At 72.1% G+C, this 24,069-nt stretch carries 22 protein-coding genes; 11 read left to right on the top strand and 11 right to left on the bottom strand.

Translation table 11 applies throughout. The annotated features are described in order from the left end of the window. Positions 1-89: 89 nt before the first annotated feature. On the bottom strand, positions 90-2,486 hold the full coding sequence (gene lon / locus ABGB11_RS14945; RefSeq protein WP_347632968.1) for an endopeptidase La: 2,397 nt from the start codon (positions 2,484-2,486) through the stop codon (positions 90-92). Positions 2,487-2,722: 236 nt separating this feature from the next. On the opposite strand from lon, the gene ABGB11_RS14940 reads away from it, so the two are divergent. The 6 genes from ABGB11_RS14940 (at position 2,723) to ABGB11_RS14915 (ending at position 10,148) form a co-directional block, all read left to right on the top strand. Next, the gene (locus ABGB11_RS14940; RefSeq protein WP_347633294.1) at positions 2,723-3,469 is read left to right on the top strand and encodes a TnsA-like heteromeric transposase endonuclease subunit; all 747 of its coding nucleotides are present in this window, start codon (positions 2,723-2,725) and stop codon (positions 3,467-3,469) included. Between the two features lie 44 nt (positions 3,470-3,513). Beyond that, positions 3,514-5,523 (top strand): Mu transposase C-terminal domain-containing protein, encoded by a 2,010-nt coding sequence (locus ABGB11_RS14935; RefSeq protein WP_347632966.1) that lies wholly within the window; start codon positions 3,514-3,516, stop codon positions 5,521-5,523. Next, a complete protein-coding gene (locus tag ABGB11_RS14930; RefSeq protein ID WP_347632964.1) occupies positions 5,520-6,566 on the top strand; it encodes an ATP-binding protein in 1,047 nt (348 codons plus the stop codon). Before ABGB11_RS14935 ends, ABGB11_RS14930 begins: the two co-directional genes overlap by 4 nt. Further along, complete coding sequence (locus ABGB11_RS14925) at positions 6,566-7,720, top strand: TniQ family protein (protein WP_347632962.1); 1,155 nt, start codon at positions 6,566-6,568, stop codon at positions 7,718-7,720. Before ABGB11_RS14930 ends, ABGB11_RS14925 begins: the two co-directional genes overlap by 1 nt. 52 nt (positions 7,721-7,772) lie before the next feature. Further along, on the top strand, positions 7,773-8,510 hold the full coding sequence (locus ABGB11_RS14920) for a maleylpyruvate isomerase family mycothiol-dependent enzyme (protein WP_347632960.1): 738 nt from the start codon (positions 7,773-7,775) through the stop codon (positions 8,508-8,510). Positions 8,511-8,894: 384 nt separating this feature from the next. Further along, positions 8,895-10,148 (top strand): MFS transporter, encoded by a 1,254-nt coding sequence (locus tag ABGB11_RS14915; protein WP_347632958.1) that lies wholly within the window; start codon positions 8,895-8,897, stop codon positions 10,146-10,148. On the opposite strand, the gene ABGB11_RS14910 is transcribed toward ABGB11_RS14915, so the two are convergent. Next, on the bottom strand, positions 10,126-10,761 hold the full coding sequence (locus ABGB11_RS14910) for a TetR/AcrR family transcriptional regulator (RefSeq protein WP_347632956.1): 636 nt from the start codon (positions 10,759-10,761) through the stop codon (positions 10,126-10,128). The genes ABGB11_RS14915 and ABGB11_RS14910 overlap by 23 nt on opposite strands. Positions 10,762-10,874: 113 nt before the next feature. On the opposite strand from ABGB11_RS14910, the gene ABGB11_RS14905 reads away from it, so the two are divergent. Further along, complete coding sequence (locus ABGB11_RS14905) at positions 10,875-12,311, top strand: DHA2 family efflux MFS transporter permease subunit (RefSeq protein ID WP_347632954.1); 1,437 nt, start codon at positions 10,875-10,877, stop codon at positions 12,309-12,311. Positions 12,312-12,955: 644 nt separating this feature from the next. Here the strand turns inward: ABGB11_RS14905 and ABGB11_RS14900 are convergent. From ABGB11_RS14900 to ABGB11_RS14890, 3 genes are all read right to left on the bottom strand, one after another. Beyond that, on the bottom strand, positions 12,956-13,879 hold the full coding sequence (locus tag ABGB11_RS14900) for a helix-turn-helix domain-containing GNAT family N-acetyltransferase (protein ID WP_347632952.1): 924 nt from the start codon (positions 13,877-13,879) through the stop codon (positions 12,956-12,958). 72 nt (positions 13,880-13,951) lie between these two features. Then, positions 13,952-14,263 carry a DUF3817 domain-containing protein gene (locus ABGB11_RS14895; protein ID WP_347632950.1) on the bottom strand — a complete coding sequence of 104 codons (312 nt, stop codon included), beginning with the start codon at positions 14,261-14,263 and terminating at the stop codon, positions 13,952-13,954. 54 nt (positions 14,264-14,317) lie between these two features. Then, on the bottom strand, positions 14,318-14,815 hold the full coding sequence (locus ABGB11_RS14890; protein ID WP_347632948.1) for a hypothetical protein: 498 nt from the start codon (positions 14,813-14,815) through the stop codon (positions 14,318-14,320). A gap of 181 nt (positions 14,816-14,996) precedes the next feature. On the opposite strand from ABGB11_RS14890, the gene ABGB11_RS14885 reads away from it, so the two are divergent. From ABGB11_RS14885 to ABGB11_RS14870, 4 genes are all read left to right on the top strand, one after another. Then, on the top strand, positions 14,997-16,367 hold the full coding sequence (locus ABGB11_RS14885) for an SWIM zinc finger family protein (RefSeq protein ID WP_347632946.1): 1,371 nt from the start codon (positions 14,997-14,999) through the stop codon (positions 16,365-16,367). After that, entirely contained in the window at positions 16,364-19,006 is a 2,643-nt protein-coding gene (locus ABGB11_RS14880) for a DUF6493 family protein (protein WP_347632944.1), read from the top strand. The genes ABGB11_RS14885 and ABGB11_RS14880 overlap by 4 nt, the downstream gene beginning before the upstream one ends. Before the next feature lie 75 nt (positions 19,007-19,081). Beyond that, positions 19,082-19,624, top strand: a complete 543-nt coding sequence (locus ABGB11_RS14875) for a methylated-DNA--[protein]-cysteine S-methyltransferase (RefSeq protein ID WP_347632942.1) — start codon at positions 19,082-19,084, stop codon at positions 19,622-19,624. A gap of 39 nt (positions 19,625-19,663) precedes the next feature. After that, positions 19,664-20,239, top strand: coding sequence for a helix-turn-helix domain-containing protein (locus tag ABGB11_RS14870; RefSeq protein WP_347632940.1), 576 nt, complete (start codon positions 19,664-19,666; stop codon positions 20,237-20,239). On the opposite strand, the gene ABGB11_RS14865 is transcribed toward ABGB11_RS14870, so the two are convergent. The 6 genes from ABGB11_RS14865 to ABGB11_RS14840 all read right to left on the bottom strand — a co-directional run bounded on the left by ABGB11_RS14865 (position 20,236) and on the right by ABGB11_RS14840 (position 24,025). Continuing rightward, complete coding sequence (locus tag ABGB11_RS14865) at positions 20,236-21,150, bottom strand: oxidoreductase (protein WP_347632938.1); 915 nt, start codon at positions 21,148-21,150, stop codon at positions 20,236-20,238. The two genes, ABGB11_RS14870 and ABGB11_RS14865, sit on opposite strands and share 4 nt — an antisense overlap. 155 nt (positions 21,151-21,305) lie before the next feature. After that, positions 21,306-21,794: a glutathione peroxidase gene (locus ABGB11_RS14860; protein WP_347632936.1), complete on the bottom strand. Its 489-nt coding sequence runs from the start codon at positions 21,792-21,794 to the stop codon at positions 21,306-21,308. 105 nt (positions 21,795-21,899) lie between these two features. After that, complete coding sequence (locus tag ABGB11_RS14855) at positions 21,900-22,058, bottom strand: hypothetical protein (protein ID WP_347632934.1); 159 nt, start codon at positions 22,056-22,058, stop codon at positions 21,900-21,902. A 181-nt stretch (positions 22,059-22,239) separates the two neighbouring features. Then, entirely contained in the window at positions 22,240-22,398 is a 159-nt protein-coding gene (locus ABGB11_RS14850; protein WP_177287643.1) for a hypothetical protein, read from the bottom strand. 85 nt (positions 22,399-22,483) lie between these two features. Further along, positions 22,484-22,777, bottom strand: a complete 294-nt coding sequence (locus ABGB11_RS14845) for a hypothetical protein (RefSeq protein WP_347632932.1) — start codon at positions 22,775-22,777, stop codon at positions 22,484-22,486. Positions 22,778-22,852: 75 nt separating this feature from the next. Next, complete coding sequence (locus ABGB11_RS14840) at positions 22,853-24,025, bottom strand: LCP family protein (RefSeq protein ID WP_347632930.1); 1,173 nt, start codon at positions 24,023-24,025, stop codon at positions 22,853-22,855. Positions 24,026-24,069: the final 44 nt, after the last annotated feature.

Here is a 24,069-nt window from a genome sequence, read left to right as displayed (position 1 = left end):
GGGAGGGCGCGATTCGGAACGACCGAAACCTCGGTTGACGGCAAAACACCCGCACCGGGACGAATCCGGCGCGGGCGTTTCCCGCGGGGTCAGGCGGCGACCACGGTGGTGGCCGGCTCCAGCGCCAGGTCCAGCACCTCGCGGACGTCGCTGACGGTGAACACCGTCATGTTCTCCAGCACCTCGGCCGGGACGTCCTCGAGGTCCGGCTCGTTGCGCTTCGGCACGATCGCGGTGGTGATGCCGAGCCGGGAGGCCGCCAGCAGCTTCTGCTTCAGGCCGCCGATCGGCAGCACCCGCCCGGTCAGCGACACCTCGCCGGTCATCGCCACGTCCGCGCGGACCGGCCGTCCCGACAGCAGGGACGCCAGCGCCGTCGTCATCGTGATGCCCGCGCTCGGGCCGTCCTTCGGGATCGCGCCGGCGGGCACGTGGACGTGCACGCCGCGGTCCTTCAGGTCGCCGACCGGCAGCTCCAGCTCCGCGCCGCGCGAGCGCAGGTAGCTCAGCGCGATCCGGGCGGACTCCTTCATGACGTCGCCGAGCTGCCCCGTGAGCGTCACCCCGGTGTCGCCGGTCTCCCGGTCGGCCAGCGACGCCTCGATGTACAGCACGTCGCCGCCCGCGCCGGTCACCGCCAGGCCCGTCGCCACGCCCGGCACGCCGGTGCGGCGCTCGTTCCTGCTCAGCTCCACCTCGGGGGTGAACCTCGGCCGGCCCAGGTAGGCCTTCAGGTCGTCCGCGCCGATCCGGATCGGCAGCGCCGCCTTCTCCAGCGCGACGTTGGCGGCGACCTTCCGCAGCACCCGAGCGATCGAGCGGTCCAGGGAGCGGACCCCGGCCTCGCGGGTGTACTCGGCGGCGAGCAGCCGCAGCGCGTCGTCGCCGAACTCCACCTCCGGTGCCTCCAGCCCCGCCTTGTCGAGCTGGCGCGGCAGCAGGTGGTCGCGGGCGATCGTGACCTTCTCGTGCTCGGTGTAGCCGTCCAGCTCCACCAGCTCCATCCGGTCGAGCAGCGGCCCGGGGATGGCCTCGACCACGTTCGCGGTGGCGAGGAACAGCACGTCGCTCAGGTCGAGCTCCACCTCCAGGTAGTGGTCCCGGAAGGTGTGGTTCTGCTCGGGGTCGAGGACCTCCAGCAGCGCCGCCGTCGGGTCGCCCCGGTAGTCGGCGCCGACCTTGTCGACCTCGTCCAGCAGGACGACCGGGTTCATCGACCCGGCCTCGCGGATCGCCCGGACGATGCGTCCGGGGAGGGCGCCCACGTACGTCCGGCGGTGACCGCGGATCTCGGCCTCGTCCCGGACGCCGCCCAGGGCGACGCGCACGAACTCGCGCCCCATGGCCCGCGCGACCGACTCGCCGAGCGAGGTCTTGCCCACGCCGGGAGGACCGGTCAGCGCCAGGACCGCGCCGCTCCTGCGTCCGCCCACGACGCCGAGGCCGCGCTCCTCGCGCCGCTTGCGCACGGCCAGGTACTCGACGATGCGCTCCTTGACGTCGTCGAGGCCGGCGTGGTCGGCGTCCAGGATCTCGCGGGCGCCCGCGATGTCGTAGGCGTCCTCGGTCCGCTCGTTCCACGGGATGTCGAGGACGGTGTCCAGCCAGGTGCGGATCCAGCCGCCCTCCGGCGAGGCGTCGGACGACCGCTCCAGCTTGTCGACCTCCTTCAGCGCCGCCTCGCGCACCTTCTCGGGGAGGTTCGCGGCCTCGATCCGGGCCCGGTAGTCGTCCTCCTCGTCGGCGGGGTCGCCGTTCAGCTCGGCCAGCTCCTTGCGGATGGCCTCCTGCTGCTGCCGGAGCAGGAACTCCCGCTGCGTCTTCTCCATGCCCTCCTGGACGTCCTTGCGGATCGTCTCCGCCACGTCCAGCTCGGCGAGGTGATCGCGGGTCCACCCGATGACCAGGTTCAGCCGCTCCACCAGATCGACGGTCTCCAGAACCTCGATCTTCTGCTCGTCGCTCAGGTACGGCGCGTACCCGGCGTTGTCGGCCAGGGTCGACGGGTCGTCGATCTGCTGGACCACGTCCACGACCTGCCAGGCGCCCCGCTTCTGCAGGATCGCGCTGACCAGGCCCTTGTACTCCTTCGCCAGCTCCTGGGCGCGCCCGGACGCCGGCGGCGTCTCGATCAGGGTCCCCTCGACCCACAGCGCCGCGCCCGGCCCGGTCGTCCCGGTGCCGATCCGCACCCGCTGCACGCCGCGGACGACCGCGCCCGGCTCACCGCCGGGCAGCCGCCCCTCCTGCTCGATCACGCCGAGCGTGCCGACGGCGGCGTACTGTCCGTTCAGCCGGGGCACCAGCAGCACCCGCGGCTTGGCCGCCGACCGGATGCCCGGCCCCTTGGACTGCGCCACCGCCCGCGCGGCCTCGATGGCGGCCCGGACCTCGCCGCTCTCGGACAGGTCCAGCGGCACCACCATGCCGGGCAGAACGACCCCGTCCTCCAGGGGCAGCACCGGCAGCGTCACGGTCTCGCTCATGCTCAGCTCCAAGTCCGTAGGTGCACCCAACCTCAAGTTGAGTCATACACACTCAAGAAAACGGAGCAGGATTTTGTTTCCGCAGCAACGTTTGCTCTCAGCGATCACCTCCGGCCATGTCCCGTCCGCGCGAACCTGGCAGGTTCCGGACTTAGGTGGCAGGGGCGCTGACAACGTTCGGATTAAGTTGGCAGTGCGCCGGGGCGGAGTTCGGCAGGGTGCCGGGTGTGACCGGGATGTCGGTGGCGCCTGGCGGGGTGGTCGGTCGAGACGACCACTTCGAGTTGGCGTGGGTTTCGGCGGACGGGACAGATGTCCGTCGAGCCCTCTCAGAACTGTGGGCGGCGCCGCTGGAAAGCGGTCGCCCGGTACGACGGTTCCGGCCGTACAAGGGCCAGCGGCATCTTCCGGGCGAGTGGTGGTCGGCGACCGATGGCCACCTGGTCGGGTTCGAGTCGTGGCTGGAACGCGACCACTTGATGCTCTTGGACTTCGATCCGGCTGTCTCCGGGATCGCCTCTCAGCCGTTCTGGCTGTTCTGGTCTGCGGCGGATGGCCAGGTCCGGGCTCACGCACCGGATTACTTCGCCCGTCGACGGGACGGCTCGGCCCTGGTGGTGGACTGCCGTCCGGCGGATCGGCGGCGGCCACGTGACCTGGATGCGTTCGAGGCGACTCTGCGGGCCTGCGAGGCGGTCGGGTGGGAGTACCGGCTCGTGGGCGCCCCACGCAGTGTGCTGGTGCGAAATGTGCGGTGGCTGTCGGGATACCGGCATCCCCGGCACTACGACGCAGAGGTGTCAGCTCGCCTGCGTGCTGTCTTCACCGAGGACGTCCCGTTGCGGGATGGGGCTCAGCGGGTCGGGGATCCGATCGCGGTGCTACCGCGGCTGTTCCATTTGCTCTGGAGGCAAGAGTTGGTGACGGACCTGACGAGGCCACTCCATATGTCGGCGACGGTGTCCCTTCCGGAGGTCGTGTGAGTGGCGGACGGACGTCCCGGCCGGTGCTTCGGCTGGGCGACTGGGTGCACTACGACGACGGCGAGCATCAGGTGGTAGCGCTCGATGGGACAGCGGTTCGGCTGAGATCAGCGGGTGGACGGGAGTCAGCGGTTCTGCTGCCGTATTTGCTGGGCTCGCCGGGGTTCTCGGTGGTCGACGGCGAACCGTTTCCCGAGTTGGAACCCTTCGGGTTGCTGGATGGTCTGCCCGCTGAAGTCATGGAGGACGCCAAGGAGTGGGAGCGCCATGTCGTGGAGGTGATGACTGGGCTGCCGCCGAACGCTGAACCGGGTGCGGTTCCAAAGCCTCAGTATGATCCGGCGAGCCGGACCGTGGAAGAACGCGCCCAGGCTAAGGCCGAGGAGTTGGGAGTCGGGTCTCGGACCGTCTTCAGGCGCCGGACTCGCTACATAGAGCAGGGCCTGTGGGGACTGGTCGATCAGCGGGCAGTGCGGGAGTGGCAGGCGACCGGGCGGGTCGACACGAGAGTCGTCCAGGCCGTCCAGAACGCCCTGGATGCCGAGACGAACGTATCCACGGGCACGCGGTCGCGGTTGATCTGGAAGGTCACCAAAGCGCTTGACACCGAGTACGGGCCGGGGGCGGTGCCGCTGCCGGGAAAGACGACGTTCTATCGGCTGATCGAGGTGCTCTCGACGGGCCGTCACACGTTCGGTTCGGCGTCCACTCGGCGGCAGCTGACGAACCGGCCGGAGGGGCCGTTCACGCCGACGCTGGCCGACCGGCCGGGCGAGCAGGTGCAGGTCGATTCCACGCCGCTGGATGTGATGGTGCTGCTGGATTCCGGGGTGGCGGTCCGGGCGGATTTGACGATCGCGGTCGATGTCGCGACGCGGACGATCTGCGCGGCGGTGCTGCGGCCGGAGGGCACCAAGGCGGTCGATGCTTCGCTGTTGCTGGCCAAGATGCTGGTGCCTGAGCCGATGCGGCCGGGCTGGTCGCAGTCGTTGGCGATGTCGAGGTCGTTGTTGCCGCACGCGTCGTTGTTGGGAATCGACGCGCGGATGGAGGCGGCGGCCGCCAAACCGGTGATCGTCCCGGACGGGGTGGTCATCGACGGCGGCAAGGTGTTCGTCTCCGACACCTTCATGCGGGCCTGCGACCGGCTCGGGATCTCGGTGCAGCGGGCCCGGCCGAACACCCCGACCGACAAGGCCGTGGTGGAGGCGACGTTCCCGTCGATCAACAGCCAGTTCACCCAGTATCTGGCGGCCCACACCGGGTCCAATACCGACCGGCGCGGCCACCGAGTGGAAGAGCAGGCGGCCTGGACCGTCCCGGAGTTGCAGGCCCTGCTGGACGAGTGGCTGATCGCCGGATGGCAGCACCGCCCGCACGACGCGCTACGGGACCCGTTCTTCCCGCGCCGGACGATGTCGCCGAACGAGAAGTACTCGGCGTTGGTCGCTGCCTGCGGCTACCTCCCGCTCGTGCTGGGCAGCGAGGACTATCTGGAGCTGCTGCCGGTGAAGCGCCGCGCGATCAACGCCTACGGCATCCGGATCGACTACCGCACCTACGACTGCCGGGAACTATGGCCGCACCGGCGCCAGCACTCGGGGAACACGCGGATGAAGGGGCTCTGGGAGGTTCACTACGACCCCTACGAGCTGTCGCAGGTGTTCGTGCGCACCCCGGACGGCTGGATCACCGTCCCCTGGACGCACCGGGCGATGGTGACCGGGCCGTTCGCCGATTTCACCTGGAACCTGGCTCGCCAGGAAAGCGCGACCCGGGGACTGGATGACAAGAACGAGACCGAGGTCGCCAGAGTCCTGGACGAGCTGCTGACCCGCGCCGGCCAGGGCCCGGCACGCACACCTGCCGAACGCCGCAGCAACCGGATCGTCGCGCGCACCAAGGTCGCGGCCGCCACCCACCAACCGCCGTCCCGGGAACCCGCCGAACAGGCTGACGATCCCGAACCCGCAGACGACGCCGGGGAGCCGTCGGCGACCGTGGTCCCGTTCGGGATCTTCGACGCCCACGCCGAAGCCGAGAAGTGGATATGACCAGCCTTCCTGAGATCGACGGTGACGTTCCGCCCGACAGTCCGCTGACCACCAAGGAAGGCTGGGCCTCTTTCGTCCGGCACACCCCCGAGCCGCCCGAGGTGCTGAGCCCGCCGCAACTCGAAGCATTTCCTCTCCGACAGCAGGCGGCATACGAGCAGTTGCGGCGCGACTATCACGCCGATCTGCCGCTGGTGAACACCCCGATCATCCAGAAGGTCATCTCCACCGGGCGGCTGCTGATCCAGCTCAACCGGCGGCAGATTTCCGCCCGCCGAGGCATCGTCATCAGCGGCGCGTCCGGGACCGGCAAGACCACCGCGCTCACCCAGTTCGGCCGCGCGCATGAACTCGCCGTCCGCAAACGCCACCCCGATGACAAGACCCGGATCCCGGTCCTCTACGTCACCGTTCCGCCCGCTGCCACCTCCCGCATGCTGGCGGTCGAGTTCGCCCGCTTCCTCGGCCTGGAGTTCACCAGCCGCTACAACCTCACCGACGTCACCAACGCAGTCTGCTCGGTCGCCGCGCACACCCACGTCGGCCTGGTACTGGTCGATGAGATCCACAACATCTCCCTGGCCACCCGCACCGGCGCCGAAGTCTCCGATCAGCTGAAGTACTTCGCCGAACGGCTCCCGGCCACGTTCGTCTATGCCGGGGTCGAGGTCGAAGCCCAGGGCCTGTTCGCCGGGCCACGCGGACGGCAGATCGCCGGGCGGTTCACCGTCGTCCCGGCCGCCGCGTTCGCCTACGGCACCACCGACCAACGCGACGCCTGGCGCGCCTTGGTCGCGAGCCTGGAGAGCACACTGCGGCTCCGCCACCACAAGGCCGGAACCCTCACCGCCATGGCCGAAGACCTCTACCGGCGCACGGGCGGGATGATCGGCAGCCTGTCCCAACTCGTCCGCGGCGCAGCCCTGCTGGCGATCGAGGACGGCACCGAACACATCACCCGCGAGCATCTGGAGCTCGTCCCGCTCGACTACGCCGCGCAGGCGTCCAACACCGCAGCACGCCGCTCGGCCAAGGCCGTGTGATGCCGCGCCGTCTCCCGCTCCCGGTCCCGCCCGCGACGGGCGAGACCGTCAAGTCCTACCTGATGCGCCTGGCGACCCTTCACGATGTGATCTACGGCGAACTCTGGCACTGGGTCAGCGCCCCGATCAACGGCGACGCCAAGCGGCGGATCATCGTCGGGTCACGGCTGGCCGAGGCCACCGGCTATCCGCTGGACCGCTTGGCCAAGGCCCTGCCCGAACTCGACCCCGGAACCGAATGGCTGCAGCTGCGCGACATCCCACAACCGGCCTGCCCGCGCTGCACCGCCCGGCACCCCGGCGGGGCGGTCAGGCGGCTATTCCCGCTGAACGCCTACGTCTGCCGACGACACCGCTACTGGCTCGGTCCGCCCGACGTCGGCGAGGAGTCCTATCGCCGCTTGGACGATCTCCCCGAGTTGCTGGCCGCCCAGCGCAAGCACCGCCGGCTGGCGCGCCTCTGGGGCCCGCTACCGGTATTCGACGCACTCGTCCACGCCTTCAAGATCTGCGCAGTTCTCTGGAAGAACGGCCCAGAAGAAACCCACGGCCACAGCCGCTGGTGGCACTGGGAGCATCGCCTCGACCAACTCATCCCCAAGACCGGAACCCGAGAGTCGTTCAGCCACTCACGCTGCTACGCGGCGATCTATCCCGAAGCCGTCACCATCGCCGCTCTGCTGGCCCACCCCGTCTGGCGAGTCAAGGCCACCTGTCCCCTGGGCGACCCCGACACCGACCACCGCTGGGACTTCACCGAACAGTTCGGCCGACGGCTCGGCCTGGACGACTACTACCCTGAAGACCCCAGGCACCCCGTCATCCTCTGGGCCGACCACCACGCGCCCCAGCCCTTGATGGTGCCCACAACGTTTCTCGAACATCGAGTGGGCAGCATCGACGGCGCCTCTCCGGGCCCACCGGTCCGCGCACTACGCAAACACCACCAAGCGGCCCGCTACTTCGCTGGCAAACGCTACGCCGCCAACACCCTGATCTACCACCAGCACCCCGGCACCCCGGTCATCGAGACCTACTATCCCCGTCCTGGCCCCTACGCCCGCCAACGCATGCGCCTGGCCGCCGAAGCGGCGGCCAGGCACAGTTCAGACGACACCCCCCGAACCGGCCCACGCAGCGCTCCACCACGCTGAACTCAGCGGCTCTCCGGCCCCGCGGACACAGCGCGAAGACGACAATGAGTGCATGGCTCCAGATCTGGAATCGGGCTTTGAACCTGCTGCGCTCCTTGACCGGATCACCACCGCGACCGAGCGCCTGATCACCACCACTGACGGCCTCAGCGACGATGACATGCGTTCCCCGTCCCTACTGCCGGGCTGGTCACGAGGACACGTACTGACCCATCTGGCCCGCAACGCCGAGGGCGGCACCCGGCTGCTGAACTGGGCACGGACAGGAGAGCCCGCACAGGAATACCCGAGCCTGACGGCGCGGGCAGCCCAGATCGAAGCGGGCGCCGACCGAAGCACCACCGAACTGATCGCCGACGTTCGCGCCAGCGCCGACCAATTCGCGACCGAGTACTCGCTGATGCCCGCCGAGGCCTGGAGACACACGGTCCAGTGGACTGCCGGGCAACGGCATCCCGCGGCCCGGATCGCCGACGCACGACTCTGCGAAGTACTCGTCCACCACGTCGATCTACAGGTCGGCTTCACACCCGACGACTGGCCCACGGACTTCGTCACCTACGAACTCGACGTCGTCACCACAGCGCTCAACCGCCGGGAAGAGTCGCCTCCCATGCGGCTCCACGCCACCAACACCGACGTTCGGTATGACATATCCGCCGGCAACGACACACCCCTGATCCGAGGTCGCCAGGCATCCCTGCTCGCCTGGCTCATGGGACGCTCAGCGGGCACCGACCTCACCCTCGACAACGGCAAGATCCTGCCCACCCCGCCCTTCCTCTACTGAGAGCACACCAAGATCAACCGAAACTGCAACGTTAGTCCGAACAACTCCAACAAGCTCCGTTCGGACCTACCTTGCAACCCCCTGCTCACCACGCCGCAGGTCTGCAACTTCTAGCCGGAACGGACACGGCCACCCCGGCCGCCCGGAAAACTCCTTGCGCGGGGTGGGGGGCTGTGCAAGGGTCGGCGCGATGTTCCGGATGCGGTTCAGGAGGCTGCCCGTGTACACCAGCACCGCCACAACGACCGGTTGCCCGGCGGTGGAGCGCACGGCGGCCTAGCCGCCACCCACGCTCCACGACGCCGAGGCGAGTCCCACGCGGGGATCGTCCCGCCAGACCTGCCCGCGCGAAGCAATGCGCCGGTGTCGAACCCATGGAGCATCGTGTCGTCTTCTGAACGGCCGGCGGCCCCCCTCGGCCGCTGGGTGATCTTCGTTCTGGCTCTGACCTGCGGCGTCGCCGTGGGGAACATCTACTTTCCGCAGGCGGTCAGCCCGCTGGTGGCGGACGGCCTCGGCGTCTCGCCGGGCTCGGCCGCGCTGGTGGTGACCGCCGCGCAGTTCGGGTACGCGGCCGGGAACTTCCTGATCGTGCCGCTCGGGGACCGGTTCCCCCACCGCACGCTGATCGTCGTCATGCTCGGCGTGACCGGCGTGGGACTGCTCGGGGCCGCAGGCGCGCCCGCGCTGCCGGGGCTCGTCGGGGCGAGCGCCCTCGTCGGGGTCACGACCGTCGTCGCGCAGGTGATCGCGCCGATGGCGGCCGGGCTGGTGCCGGACGACCGGCGCGGCGCGGTGATGGGGACCCTGCTGGCCGGGTCGATCGGCGGCATCCTGCTCGCCCGGACGTTCGGCGGCATGGCCGGCGAGTGGCTCGGCTGGCGGGCGCCGTACCTGATCGCCGCCGCCGTCGCGCTGGCGCTCGCCGCGGGTCTGGCGTTCGCCCTGCCCGTGACCGTCCCGCCGTCGCGGCAGCCGTACCCCGCGCTGCTGGCCGCGCCGCTCCGGCTGCTGCGCCGGGAGCCCGAGCTGCGCCGCTCGTGCTTCTACCAGGCGACGATCTTCGGCGCCTTCCAGGCGGTGTGGACGGGCGTCGCGCTGTTCCTCACCGGCCCGGTGTACGGCCTCGGCGCGCCGGCGGTCGGCGTCCTCGCGCTGGTCAGCGCGGGCACCATGGTCGCGACGCCCGTCGCGGGCCGGCTGGTCGACCGCGCGGGGTCCGACCCGGTGAACCTCGCCGCGATCCTCGGGACCATCGCCGCCGCCGCGGTGCTCGCGCTCGGCGGGCTGGGCGGCGCGGCCGGGCTCGCCGCGCTCGGCGCCGGGACGCTGCTGCTGGACGTGGCGATGCAGTCCGGCATGATCGCCAACCAGGCGCGGATCTTCGCGCTGCGGCCGGAGGCCCGCAGCCGCGTCAACACCGCCTACATGACCTGCGCGTTCCTGGGCGGCAGCACCGGTTCATGGCTCGGCGCCACCGCCTACGCCCGGTCCGGCTGGACGGCCCTCTGCGCGCTGGTCGCCGTCCTGGCCGTCCTGGCCCTGGCCCGCCACCTCCTCCACCGCCGCACCACGGCGGCGGTACGGACCGGCGGGCAGGCCGGCGACCGGCTGCTCAGGACGCCGCGAAGGCCTTGAGGAACGTGTCGACGGCCCCCAGGGTCACGGCGCGGATCTCCTCGTCGGGGACGTCCCTGGTGCCCAGCTGGGTGCGCTTGTCGAGGGGCGCCCCCAGCAGGGCCGTGAACTGCTCGGCGGCGGCGACCGGGTCGGTGACGCGCAGGCGGCCGGCGAGGGCCAGCCGCGCCAGGCGGTCGGCCAGGGCCTCGATCACCCGGTCGTTCACCTGCCCCCAGACGACGCCGATCAGGTCGGGGAAGCGGCTGAACTCGGCGAGCAGCAGGCGGCGCAGCGTCCAGGAGCGTTCGTCGCAGTAGCAGTGGGCGAGGCTGAGGCCGACGTCCTCCAGGAGCGCGCGCAGGTCGCCGCCGGTGTCGGTCAGGCGCTCGACGGCGGCCAGGTTCTGCGCGAGCGCCTGCTCGGCCAGGAGCGCGACCGTCTGGCGGAGCACGGTCTCCTTGTCGCCGAAGTGGTTGTACACGGTGGCCTTGGCGACGCCCGCCTCGGCGGCGATCGCGTCCACCCCGGCCTGGGCGTACCCCTCCCGGGCGAAGACGGCGAACGCCGCGTCGAGGATGGCCTGCCTCTTGTCGATGCGCCCCCGCGACCCGGTGAGATCCGCTGCGCTCATGGTCACGAGTCTAGCCCCGGATTGGACTCGCGAGTCTGGTCAAGTGGACTGGTTCAGACAAGTATGTCTAGTCTTCTTTTCTAGACTGACGAGTCCAATCTTGGAGATGACGCATGGACGGAACCGATACCGGCCGGTTCGACCCCGCGCTGCGGTGGCTGATCGGGGCGGTCCTGCTCGGCGGGATCATGGGGATCCTGGACGGGACGATGGTCGCCGTCGCGGCGGACACCCTCGTCGCCGGGTTCGGCACCTCGCTGGGCGCGGTCGGCTGGGTCTCCACCGCCTACCTGCTGGCACTGACCACCGCGATCCCGGTGACGTCCTGGGCGGTGGACCGGGTCGGCGCGCGGCGGCTGTGGCTCGGCGGGCTGGCGGTCTTCCTCGCCGGCTCGCTCGCCTCGGCGCTGGCGTGGGACGTGGGAAGCCTGATCGCCTTCCGCGTCGTGCAGGGGCTCGGCGCCGGGATCATCGATCCGCTGGTGCTGGTCCTGCTGGCCCGCGCCGCCGGACCCGCCCGCGCGGGTCGCGTCATGGGGCTGATGGGCCTCATCCTGTCCCTCGGTCCCGTCGCCGGCCCCGTCGTGGGCGGGGTCGTGCTCGACGCGCTCGGCTGGCGGTGGATGTTCCTCATCAACCTGCCGGTCGGCGCGGTGGCCCTGCTCCTGGCACGGCGCGTCCTGGCGGCCGAGGCCCCTGGTCCGGACGCGCCGCGCACCCGCCTCGACATCACCGGGCTCGCGCTGCTGGGACCGGGGTTCGCCGCCGGGATTCTCGCCCTCTCCCGGGCCGTGGGGCAGCCCGCCTGGCAGCCGCTCGTCCCCCTGGTGGCCGCCGTCGTCCTGCTCGCCGCCTACGCCGTGCACGCGCTGCGGGCCCGCCGGACACCGCCGCTCATCGACGTCCGGCTGTTCGCCCGCGGGTCCTTCACCGCCAGCGTCACCGTCATGACGCTGACCGGGCTCGGCACCTTCGCCGCCCTGTTCATGCTGCCGCTGTACTACCAGCAGGCCCACGGGCACGGCGCGCTCGCGGCCGGCCTGCTGGTCACGCCCGTCGGGATCGGCGGCGCCCTCGCCATGCCGGTGGCGGGACGGCTGTCCGACCGCGCCGGGTCCCGGGCGCTCGCCCAGGGCGGCGCGGCGCTGGCACTGCTCGGCATGCTGGCCTTCACACGGGTGACCGCCGGCACCGGCGAGGTCTGGACGTCCCTCGCCGCGCTCGCCGTCGGCCTCGGGCTCGGCTGCGTCGGGGCGCCGACGATGGGCGCGCTGTACCGGACACTGCCCCCCGAGCTCGTCCCGCAGGGCAGCTCGGTGCTCTACATGCTGAACCAGCTCGGCGCCTCGGCCGGCATCGCGGTCGTCGCGCTGATCGTCCAGCACGCCGCCGGCGGCCCGCCCGCCGCCGGATACCACGGCGTGGCCTGGTTCGGCGCCACCGCCGCCGCGGTGATCCTGGCCGGCACCGCCGCGCTGCCCGGGCGGCCCGGGCCGGCCCCGGCCCGCCGCTCCGGCAATGCCCAGGTAAAGGACGCTTCGCGATCTTGATTCTTTGCGCGGGGGCCGGTTTACGTGCGCATGACGCGCGGGTACGTAACGCAACGAGAACGTGACACACAGTGAACGTAGGAACCTGGGGGCGGCAAAGCCCCAGGTCGCGAGACGGGAGGCAGCGGATGATCCGCACGGAGCGTGAGATCCGGTCCGCCTCCCCGTCCTCTCCCCCGCGCGGGCCGGTCCGTGCGGCCGAGGGCGTTCGCCGCGCGCCGCACCGCGGCCGGCACCGCCCCCCAGCGGGTGCCGCGGGCCCGGCGCCCGGCGACACACCTCGGGCCCTCGGCCGTACCGGACCGGCCCCGCGCCGACGTCCTCCCCAGGGCCCGGTGCCGCCCGCCCCCGCGGCACCGGCGTCCCCACGGCCGGACCGGCGGCCGGCGGCACCGGACCGCGCCGCCGGTCCGGCCCCGGGCATCCGGGCGCCGTCGTGGCGCCCTCCCCCGATCGCCGGGCGATCGCCCGCGCCCGGCACGCGACGGGAGGGAGGTGGGAGTCAGCCCCGAGACGATCCGGCGCCGCGCCGGTGAACACAGGCGGCCGGAACTTTCGTCCGACCCCCGTCCCGGCCGCCCACGCAGTAAGGGATCGCTGCGGAACCGGCCCGTGGAGGAGCGACACCCTCCACGGGCCGCGGTTCACAGCTTCAGCCGCCAGACCTGCCCGTGCACGACGTCCCCGAACCGCTGCACCGGCGGCTCCTCCTCGGTGAGGACGAACCCGGCCCGCTCGTAGAGGCGGTGCGCGGCATGCTGGAGCGCCGTGGTCCACAGCATGATCTCGGCGTAGCCCGCCTCGGCCGCGAACCGGACGCACTCGGCGACCAGCACGGCCCCGACCCCCGTCCCGCGGGCGTCGGGCTCCACGTGCAGCAGCCGGAGCTGCGCCACGTCGTCCTCGCGCCGCACGCAGAACACCGCGCCCAGCCGGACGCCGTCCGACTCGGCGATCCACGCGTTCTCCCGCTCCGGGTCGTGGCCGCGCACGTAGTCGGCGACGACGGAGGCGACGAGCGCCTCGTACGTGCGGTCCCAGCCGCACTCCTCGTCGTAGAGGGCGCCGTTGCGCTCCACCACCCAGCCGAGGTCGCCGGGACGCAGCGCGCGCAGCGTGAACCCGCCGCCGCGCGGGCGGTCCCCGAGGATGCCCTGGATGGTGCGCATCGCCGAGACGAGCCGCCGGCGGTCGGCGGGGTCCAGCCCGTCCAGCAGACCGCGGATCTCGGCGACGGAGCGCCCGTCCAGCATCGCGAAGACCTCGCGGCCCTGCGGGGTCAGCCGGACGATCTGGCGGCGCGCGTCACCCGCCGCGCGCTCGCGGACGACCAGGCCGTCGGCCTCGAAGCGGGCCAGCATCCGGCTGAGGTAGCCCGCGTCGAGGTCGAGGGCGCGGCGCAGGGCGAGGACCTCGGTGTCCTCCCGCTGCGCCAGCTCGAAGATCACCCGCGCCTCGGTGAGCGAGTACGGCGACCGGACGAGGCCCTCGCCGAGCACGCCGATGACGCCGGTGTAGAAGCGGTTGAACGCGCGGACCGTGCCGACGTCCTCCGGGGTCACCGTCATGACCGCCCCCTAATGTTTGACTCAGTCAAACATTAGGGGATCGGCGCGGCAGGACACCAGTCCCGGGAAGGTTCAGACCTTGGCCTCCGCCTTGGCGGGGGACAGCGCCCGCGCGTCGTGCACGATCCTGCGCTCGACGAAGAACGTCATCAGCGGGACGATGCCGCCGAGCACGATCATCACCATCCGGCCGAGCGGCCAGCCCGTCCGCCGCCACAGGTCGTAGGCGGCCACCAGGTAGACCATGTAAAGGAACCCGTGGACGGGCGCGACGATGCCCGCGAGCGCCGGCATGTCGGTGGGGCCGTACTTGAGGATCATGCCGATCGTCAGCAGCACCAGCAGCGTGCCGACCACGAGCGCCAGGATGCGGTACCTGGTCACCGCGCCTTCCACAGAAGTCACACCTTTCGTCCGGGCGAAGCGGCGAGGGCGGGGTCAGCCGCGCCCGCGGCTCTGCGCGTTGAGCCGCGCGAGGTAGCGGTTGTAGGCCGCGAGTGCGGGGTCCTCTTCCTCCTGCTGCCGGATGATCTCCCGCTTGACCTCGGCCTCCGCGGGCTCCTCGATCTCCTTCGGGGCCGGCTGCACGCCGGCCCGCTCGTCGCGGATCATCTTGACCCACATCACCACGACGAAGATCGCGAAGATCGGCCACTCGAACGTGTAGGCCCAGCTGCGGTCGTTGCCGGACTGGGCGCGGTCGAACTGCCACCAGCCGAAACCGAGGAACGCGCCGCACAGCACGATCGCCAGAGCGTGCAGCCCGAGCCAGCCTGGGGTGAGGAACCGTCGCACGTCCCCGAGCCTACCCGCGGTCCCCCGGACCGCGACCGCGACCCCGCCCGCCGCGGTGGCCGGCTCCTCCACCTGCGCGGCGTCGAAGAGGATGCGGCGGCCGTCCGGGGCCCGGCGGCGCCGCAGGAGGCCCCGGCTCACGTACGCGTACAGCGCTGTGGGCGAGCTACGCGTTCGGCCAGCCCCTCCCCTACAGCCAGGCCGGCGTCGGACGGAACGCGTTCGCACACGAGTCCGGCATCCATGCGGACGGCGCGCTGAAGGACCACGGCAACTACGAGATCACCAGAAACTGTCACGGGTTGCCCTTACGTTGCCAGGCATGGCGAGCAGCGTGGCGGCGACGGCCGCACAGGCGTACACGTACACACGGCCGTCCGGGCTGGACGAGGGCCTCCTGGGCCTCTCCACGTCCGGTGGGACGACGGGCAGCGGGCCGCAGGCGCACCCGTACTTCTTCAGCGGCGTGCTGACGCAGGCGGCGCCGGCCGCGGCGGCCCTGCTCGCCCTGGCCGACGTAGCCCAGACGCGGTACTTCCAGCCGCGGCCGACGTCGTTCCGGGATCCGGTCGTCACGTGCAACGGCGACCGGATCCGGATGGAGTCGTTCTCGGCGTGCGGCGGCGTCTACGCGCGGCTGGACGTCCTGGAGCCCGCTCTGGACGGCGAGGTGCACGAGCGCGGCACGACGAACGTGGACGTCAACGGGCCGTTGCGGGAGGCGCTCGCCCGCGTGGGCGGCTCGGACCCGCTGCATCTGGCGGTCGGCGCCGAAGAACTGGCGGTGACCACGGTGGACGGCGCCGTGGTGGAGAAGAAGGTGCCGCTGCCCGACCGGTGGCTCCGGGGGTTCGCCGAGGTCCAGGTCATCACGGCGGGGTTCGATCTGCGGGGCGAGCTGAAGGGGCCCGACGCGGTGCGCTTCCTGCGGTCCCTGCCGCGCGGCTCGCGCGGGCCGCTGTGGGCGGTGCCCGCCGGGCGGACGCTCCGGGCCACGTCCCGTCCGGCCGCCGGGGCGGTGTGCCTGGCCGGGCCGGACCGGCTGCGGACGATGCTGCCGCTGCTCCGCTTCGCGCGGGCCATGCGCGTCTACGGGCCGTCCGCCGGCGATGGCGGCGGTCCCGTGTCGAGCGTGTGGGAGCTGGAGCTGCCCGGCATGCGGTACGTGCTGACGCTGTCCCCCCAGCATTCGCGCGGCTTCTCCGGTGAGGGGGCGGTGCTGGACGCCCTCTCGACCGACGAGGCCGCGGGAGACGCCGATCTGGTGGGCGCCCTGCTGTCCTTCGAGCCGCGGGTGGAGCCGGACCTTCTGGCGGAGCGGTCCGGGCTCTCGCTGGAGCGGACGAAGGCGGCGCTGGTCCAGCTAGGGACGTCCGGACGCGTCGGGTTCGACGCGGCCGAGGCCGCGTTCTTCCACCGGGAGCTGCCCTACGATCCGGCGCGGGTGGCCGACCTCAACCCGCGGCTGCGGTCCGCGCGCACGCTCGTCGAGGACGGCGCGGTCCGGTTCACGGGCGAGGACGCCGCCGTCGTGCTGAGCAACGGCACGGAGCGCCAGGTCCGTTTCGAGGGCGACCGTGTCACGTGCACGTGCCCGTGGTGGTTCGACCATCGGGGCCGACGCGGGCCGTGCAAGCACGTCCTCGCCGCCCGGATGGTCCGCCGCGAGGTCGCCGTGGAGGCGGCGCGATGAGCACCTGGGACGACGTCCAGAAGGCCATCGACGACCACGACGTCGACCGGACCGCCCGCCTGGTGGCCGGGCTCGACGAGGCAGGGCGCCGCGAGATCGCCAGGGAGCTGCCCGGGCGGCTGAAGGCGATGCGCGCGGCGTCGGAGTTCGGGTCCCTCGACCGCGGGGTTCTGGAGCCGCTGATGGTCGCGGGCGCGGGAACGATCGGCGGCCCGGCGGGAGTGGCCACGTGGCTGTGCCGCAGGGACCTGCGGCTGTGGTGGAGCGCGGACCGCTACGCGCCGCTCTGCGCGGCCCTCGACGCCGTCACGTCGCACCGTCCCGCCGAGTGGCGCGCGGAGGTCGCCCGGCGCGTCGCCGACCGCATCCGCGTCTCGGACGGCGAGTGGGCGCTGTGGCACATCGCGGCGGCGTTCACCCGGTCGGCGGATGCCGCTCCCCCGGCGTCGGACGGCTTCGTCGTCGGGTGGGTGACCGACACCGTCCCGCGGCGGCTCGCCGACGACCCGTTCCTGGACGCGCTCGTCCCGAGGCTGTTCGAGGCGGAGGGCGTGGGAGCCGCTCTCGCCGACGACGAGGCCAGGCTCCAGTGGGACAAGACCCTCATGAGCACCTGGGCCGCGACCATCGCCGCTCTCGCGCACACCGGGCGGCTCGACCGCGCACTCCTCCTCGACGGCTGCATGGGGCGCTTCCTGCGCGGCGGCACTCTCCATAACCTGCGCTGGTTCGTCCGGCTGCACGACGCCCTGGAGCCCACCGGGGACGAGGTGGTCGAGCGCGTGCGCGACTACGTCCGGCTGCTGCCGGCCGCGCCCTCGACCGTCGCCGACCTCGCCCTGCGCCAGGTACGGCGGGCCGACGAGCTCGGACGCCTCGACGGCGCCCTGGTCGAGGAGGCGGCGGACGCGGTGCTGTTCCGCCCGGAGAAGAAGCTCGTCCGGAACGCGCTGACCTGGCTCGACAGGTCGGCGCGCGAGCGCGGCCGGGTCGAGGCGACGCTCCGGGCCGTCGCCGCCGTCTTCACCTCCGACGTGCTCGACCTCCGGGAGCGCGCCGTCACGATCGCGGTCCGGCACGCCGACCACGCGGGCGAGGCCGTCCGGGAGGAGATCCGCGGCGCCGCGGCCTGCCTCCCGCCCGTCCCGCGCGAGCAGATCGCACGGGCGTTCGGCGAGGTCGACGCGGCGGACGAGCCAGAGCCGCCCATGGCGCCGCCGCCGTTCGTCCCGCGCGAGGCACCCGCGCCCATCGGGTCGCTCACGGAACTGGCGGAGGAGTTCGTCGGCCTTCTGCGCGGCATGGAGGAGGACTGGCGCGCGGCCGAGCGGTTCCTGGCCGCCCTCATCGGCTTCGCCCGCAGCGACCCGGAGGCGACGCGCGAGGCGCTCAGGGCGCCGGCCGACGAGAACGCACCATGGATCACCCAGCCCGACACCTACACGTACATGCACGAGACCACCCGGGAGAGCTGGGCCCAGTACCCCGTGCAGACACTGCTCCGCCCGGCGACGCCGCCCCGCGTCTACCGCGCCCTCGCCGCCCTCATCAAGGGCCGGTCCCGGTCGGCGGAGACGATCTTCGCCCCGCAGCTGCAACGTTTCCTCACCCTGCGGAGGTGCGAGATCGCGTCGGCGGTCGGGACGGTGCCCGTCCTGCTCGCGACGCCGACGGAGGGCAGCGGCCACGTCGACCCCGGCGTCCTGGTCGGACGCCTGGAACGGCTGGAGGAGGCGGGCGCCGAGCCCGGCCGGGCCGATCTCGCGCAGGCGATGCTCCGCGTCCCCCGCGAGATCGACCCGGCCGCCGTGGCACGCGCGAAGGGGCTGGCGTCCAAGGCCGGGCAGGCCGTCGCGGCCTGGCTCGCCGAGGGCGGCCTCGCCGACCCCGCCGTCACGTGCGAAGTGCTCGACGCGCCGATCGCGACCATCAAGGGCCGGAAGCGGCGCCTGCCGTCCCGGATCCTGTCCACGGTGGAGATGCCCGGCGACTCCGACATCGCCCACCTGTGCTCCTTCCCCGAGGAGGGCTGGACGGACTTCGGGACGAGCACCTTCGGCCTGTCCACGGCCTTCTGGCCGTCCGTCCTGCCGTCCCACCGCGAGGTGGCGGCCGCGCATCTCGCCCCCCACGCAAGCGACGGGTCGTGGGGCCAGGGCGCCCTCCTGCTCGACCTGGCCGAGGCGCACGGGCCCACCGGTGCGGCCACCGCGACGCTGCTGGCCTTCGCGCTCGCCGGCCCGAGCCCGGACGAGCGGACGAGCGTCGTCGAGGCGCTCCTCGCCTTCAGCGCGCAGGGCGCCCTCCCGGCGGCCGAGACGGGCGCGGCCCTCGGGCGGCTGACCGCGCTGGACCGCATCACCCCTTCGCGCGCCGTGAAGGCGCTCACGGCCGCCGCCGACGCGGGCGCCCACACCGATGTCTGGACGATCATCAAGGCCGCCCTCCCGGACGCGCTCCCCGCCCCGGGTGCACGCGCCGCCACCGGGATGCCCGACCTCATCGCCCTCGGCACCCGCATGGCCGAGAGCACCGGGGCAAGGGGCCCGATTCCCGAGGTCCGGGCGGTGGCGGGCCGCGGCGGGTCCAGCCGGCTCGTGAAGGAGGCCGGGCGGCTCGACCGTGCCCTCGCAACCTGAGCGGGCGTCCCGGGGTTTCCAGAAGTGTCCGCCCCGTATGGGACGCTGGGAACGCCGGGAAGGGAGCGCTGGACGATGACCGAGACACTCGCGTTCGGCACGGTCGACACCGTGCTCGGCCGCCTGCTCGTCGGCGAGACGGAGACGGGGGTGGTCTCGCTGAACTTCCGCGACACCCCTGCCCATCGCGCCCGCGTCGCCAAGGCCTCCGGGCTGCCGGTGGTGGAGGCTCCCGGCCGGACGGAACCCGTCCTGTCCGCGCTGCGCGACTACTTCGCGGGCGATCTGAAGCACTTCGAGACCCCGATCGATTGGAGGCTCACCTCGGACGTCCAGCGGCAGGTGCTCTCGACGCTCTACGCGTCCGTCCCCTACGGGAAGGTCATCACCTACGGAGCGCTGGGCGACCGCAGCGGCACCGGCGTGCACGCGCAGGTCATCGGCCAGGTGATGGGGAGCAACCCGATCCCGCTGATCGTCCCCTGCCACCGGGTCGTCGCCTCGAACGGCCTCGGCGGCTACAGCGGCGGCTCCGGCGTCGAGGTCAAGCGCTGGCTCCTCACCCTGGAGGGCGCCCTCCCCGCCACCCTCGACTGGGACATCACCCGCGCACCGTGACGTTTACCGACGGGAAGTCGGAAAACCTAGAATGGGCGGGTGCCGAAGATCAGTGAGGCGACCGTCGCCGAGCACCGGGCGCGGCAGCTGCGCACCCTGCTGGACGCCGCGCGGGCGCTGGTCGCCGAGGAGGGCATCGAGGCGCTCTCGCTCGCGGCGCTGGCCCGCCGGGTGGGGCTGTCGCGGCCGAGCCTGTACGAGTACTTCCGCTCGAAGGACGACCTGGTCGCGGCCGTCCTGGAGCAGGAGCTGCCGCGCTGGGCGGCGCACGTCGAGCGGGCGCTGGCCGGGGCGGAGAGCCTGGAGGGCAAGGTCGAGGCCTACATCAGGGCACAGCTGGAGGTCATGACCGACGGACGGCACGCCGCCGCGGTCGCGCTCGTCGAGCACGCCCTCGCCGAGCCGGCGCTCGAACGCATCCGGGTCGGGCACGCGCAGTTGCTGAGCCCGCTCGCCACCGCCTTGGCGGCGGGCGGCGTGCCCGAGCCCGCCCTGCGCGCCGAGCTGATCCAGGGGCTGGTCGACGCCGCCGCCCGCGTCGCGCAGCGAGACCCGGCCGCCGTCGAGAGCGTCGTCGCCGTAACGCTCGCCCAGGCGACCAGGGGGCTGGGCTAGGCGGGCGCCTGCGCGTACGAGACGCCGGTGAGGGTCTCGGAGATCTCCCAGAGGCGGTCTCCCAGGCCCGGCCGGTCCGCCTGCGGGGGCGTGACCACCTCGGTCGGGGAGCCGCGGTACTGGAGCAGGCGCGGGCCGTAGCAGCCGCCGCCCTTGACCTCCGGCGCCGTCGCGGCATACAGCGACGGGAGGGCACCGGCGGCCGCGGACTGCGCCATCAGCGCGTTGCCCACGCCGGTGACCTTCTCCATGAAGGAGTTGCCCTGCATCCTCGGGCCGGTCTGCTGGAGGTTGGTCGCGGCGTAGCCGGGGTGGGCCGCGACGCTGGTCACCTCCGGCGCCCGGCGGTCCAGCTCCCTGGCGAAGACGAGGTTGGCGAGCTTGGCCTGGCCGTAGGCGGACCACTTGCGGTAGCCGCGCTCGTACTGCAGGTCGTCGAAGCGGATCCGCCCCGACCACGCGAAGGCCGAGGTCACCGTGACGACCCGCGCGGACGGCGCGGCGCGCAGCGAGGAGAGCAGCAGGCCGGTGAGCGCGAAGTGGCCGAGGTGGTTGGTGCCGAACTGCATCTCGAACCCGTCGGCGGTGGAGCGGCGCGGGATGGCCATCACGCCCGCGTTGTTGACCAGGATGTCGAGGGGCGCGTCGCCGTGCCGGGCCGCGAACGTCCGGACCGACGCCAGGTCGGCGAGGTCCAGGGAGCCGAGCGCGATGTCGGCGCCCGGGGCGGCGACCTTCATCCGGTCGAAGGCGGCCTGGCCGCGTTCGGCGCTCCGGCACGCCAGCACGACGGACGCGCCGTGCTTCGCGAGCTGGAGGGCCGTGTGGTAGCCGATGCCGCTGTTGGCCCCGGTGACGATCGCCCGCCGGCCGCGCAGATCGGGGATGTCGCCGGCCGTCCATCCGCCCATGGGGCACCTCCACGTCATATCGCGAGTTTCACAAGTTAGACGCGTCCTCGAATAGCGGCAACGGATTCGCGATGTGGCGCGATTCACAGCGGGAGCGCGCCCGGCGGGCATGTCGCGGGCGCGCCCGCCTCGGCGGAGGGGGCGCGCCGCTGCGCTCAGGCGGGGAGGTGCTTCTCGATGGCGGCGACGACCTCGGCCGCCTCCGGCTCGGTCTGGGGCGCGAACCGGGCCGCGACCGCGCCGTCCGGCGCGACCAGGAACTTCTCGAAGTTCCACCGGATGTCGCCGGTGTGGCCCTCGGCGTCCGGGGTGCCGGCGAGCCCCCGGTACAGCGGGTGCCGGCCGTCCCCGTTGACCTCGACCTTCTCGGTCATCGGGAACGTGACGCCGTACGTCGCCGAGCAGAACTCGGCGATCTCGTCCGCGGTGCCGGGCTCCTGGCCCATGAACTGGTTGCAGGGGACGCCGAGCACGGTGAAGCCGCGTCCGCCGAACCTCTCCTGCAGCCGCTCCAGGCCGGCGTACTGGGGGGTGAGGCCGCACTTGGAGGCGACGTTGACGACGAGTACGGCCTTGCCCTGGTACTGCCCGAGGTCCGCGGATCCGCCCCGCAGACCGTCGATCTCTACGTCGAAGACAGACATGAGGCCGATCCTAGGAGATCACCCCCGAAGACCGGCCGGGCCCCGCCTCTGCCCTCGTTCCTGCTCGGCCGGCGCCGGACGGGAGGCACCGCCGCCGGCGGCGGTTCACGTGCCCAGGGCGTTCACGAAGGCGGCGAGCTGGTTGCCCGCGTTGCCCAGCTCGGTGATGGCGTTGTTGACCACGCCCGCCGCGGCCGTCGGAGAGCTCAGCAAGTAGAAGATGACGAAGGCGATCGCCACGTAGCGGAGGTTCTTCTTGTTCATCCTGCGCCCGTCCCTCGGTTGTAGCCGCGACACAATTGACCCGATCCAATTGTGCCCAGCCGCGTCTGTCCGCAAAGCGCGATTTTACTGTGACGCGGCGGCAACCGCTTGGTGGCCCCGATCACTCTCGGGCACCATGAAGCCCCGTACCGTCGGGGGTACGGGGCCAGGGAGCCGGCCGTCAGTTCGGGATCGCGCTCATGAACTGCGACAACGACTCGGCGGCGTTGCCGAGCCCGCTCAGCGCGTTGTTGACGAGGGTCGCCGCCCCCTGGGGCCTGCTGATGACGTACCACGCCACGAAGGCGATGCCTGCGATCTTCATATGCTTCTTGTTCACTTCCACCACCCTCTGAAGTCGGTTGCCTACGCAGTGTAGTTCCCCTGGACGGTGGAAGGGAGAGCAAGGGGAGGGAAAGAGCGGGTCAGGTCCCCTTGGCGTGCTCGGAGAGGTACTCGATGTAGAAGGGCCGCAGAGCGTCGGCGAGGTCGCCCTCCCCCGCGTGCGTGAACTCCTCCAGCAGCGACAGGCCGTGGAGGAGGTCGAACTGGGCGCGGTCGACCTCCCCCCTGGCAGCGGCGGCGGCCGGGATCGCGCGCAGCAGGTCCCACAGGAAGCCGACGTCGCGCCGCTCCCTGGCGAGGCTCATCGCACGGTCGTGCAGCTCCTTGGACGACAGCTGGTCCAGCTCCGCGCCCTCGGGCGTCACATCGGACATGGTCCGACTGTATTCGAGCCCCCGGCCCGTCACTCCGTCACGAAGCCCGTGGTCACTTCGTGACGCGGTCCATGGTCACTTCGTGACGACGTCCTTCGGGATCGGCTGGTCGGCCTTCAGCGCGCCGAAGAGCTTGGACGACTTCGACTTGTCCCACGTGATGTACGCGCCCGCTGCCGCCGAGCTCCCGCTGCCGCCGATCGGGACGGTGGTCGTGACGCCGCTGCCGCCGCTCACGCCCTTCATCGCCCACATCATGCGGATGAGGTCGTACAGGTGGTCGTTGTCGTCCACGAGGAAGTTGCTGGTCGCGTTCATCGCCAGCGGGACGCTGCGGAACGGGTTGAACATCGTCCCCGGGCTCGTCGCCTTCTTCATCAGCGCGCCGAAGAACTGCCGCTGGTGCTCGACGCGTTCGAGGTCGGCGCGGGCGTACTTGCGGGTCCGGACGTAGCCGAGCGCCTGGCCGCCGCTGAGCGTCTGGCAGCCCGCCTTCAGGTCGAGGCCCGCCTTGGGGTCCTTGATGTCGTCCTTGACGCAGATGTCGACGCCGCCGACCGCGTCCACCACGCCCACGAACCCGCCGAACCCGATCTCGGCGTAGTGGTCGATGCGCAGGCCGGTGGCCTTCTCCACGGTCTGGACGAGCAGCTTGGGCCCGCCGAAGGCGAACGCAGCGTTCAGCTTGTTCGACCCGCGCCCCGGGATCGGGACGTAGGAGTCGCGCGGCAGGCTGATGAGGGACGTCCCGCCCGAGCCGTAGTGCAGCAGCATCATCGAGTCGGTCCGGCGGCCCCCGGCGAACCCGGTGGCGAGCCGCTTCTGGTCGGCCTTGGACAGGCCCTCGCGGCTGTCGGACCCGACGATCAGCCAGTTCGTCCCCGGGGTGTCGGCGACCCGGCCGGGGTAGTCCACCAGGACCGACTCCCGCTTCAGCCGCGAGTCGAGGTAGAAGTAGCCCGCGATGGGGACGATCAGGAGCACGACCACGAGGACGGCGAGCACCCGAGGCCAGCGCCGCCGGCGGCGCCTCCGGTAGGGGGCCCGCTCGCCGGGGCCGCCCCGGTCCATCCCTCCCCCGGCCAGCTGGTCACCCGCGTACGGGTCGTCGTAGGGGTCATAGGGATCCCCGTGCGTGTCCCGCCCGTAGGCGGCCTGGTGGTGCTCCGCCCGTACGGAGTGGTCCCTGCTGCGCCCCACGCGTTCGCCCTCCTTGCGTGTCCAGCCCTCCGGCCGGCCGTCGGTCATGCGTAGACCTTAGACAAGTCACGGGGTCCGCCGCGTCCGCCCGG

This window comes from Actinomadura sp. B10D3 (assembly GCF_039871695.1).
GTDB classification, from domain to species: Bacteria; Actinomycetota; Actinomycetes; order Streptosporangiales; family Streptosporangiaceae; genus Spirillospora; species Spirillospora madurae.
The sequence above is the reverse complement of the archived record's forward strand: the minus strand, read 5'-3'. Positions and strand labels throughout refer to the sequence as shown.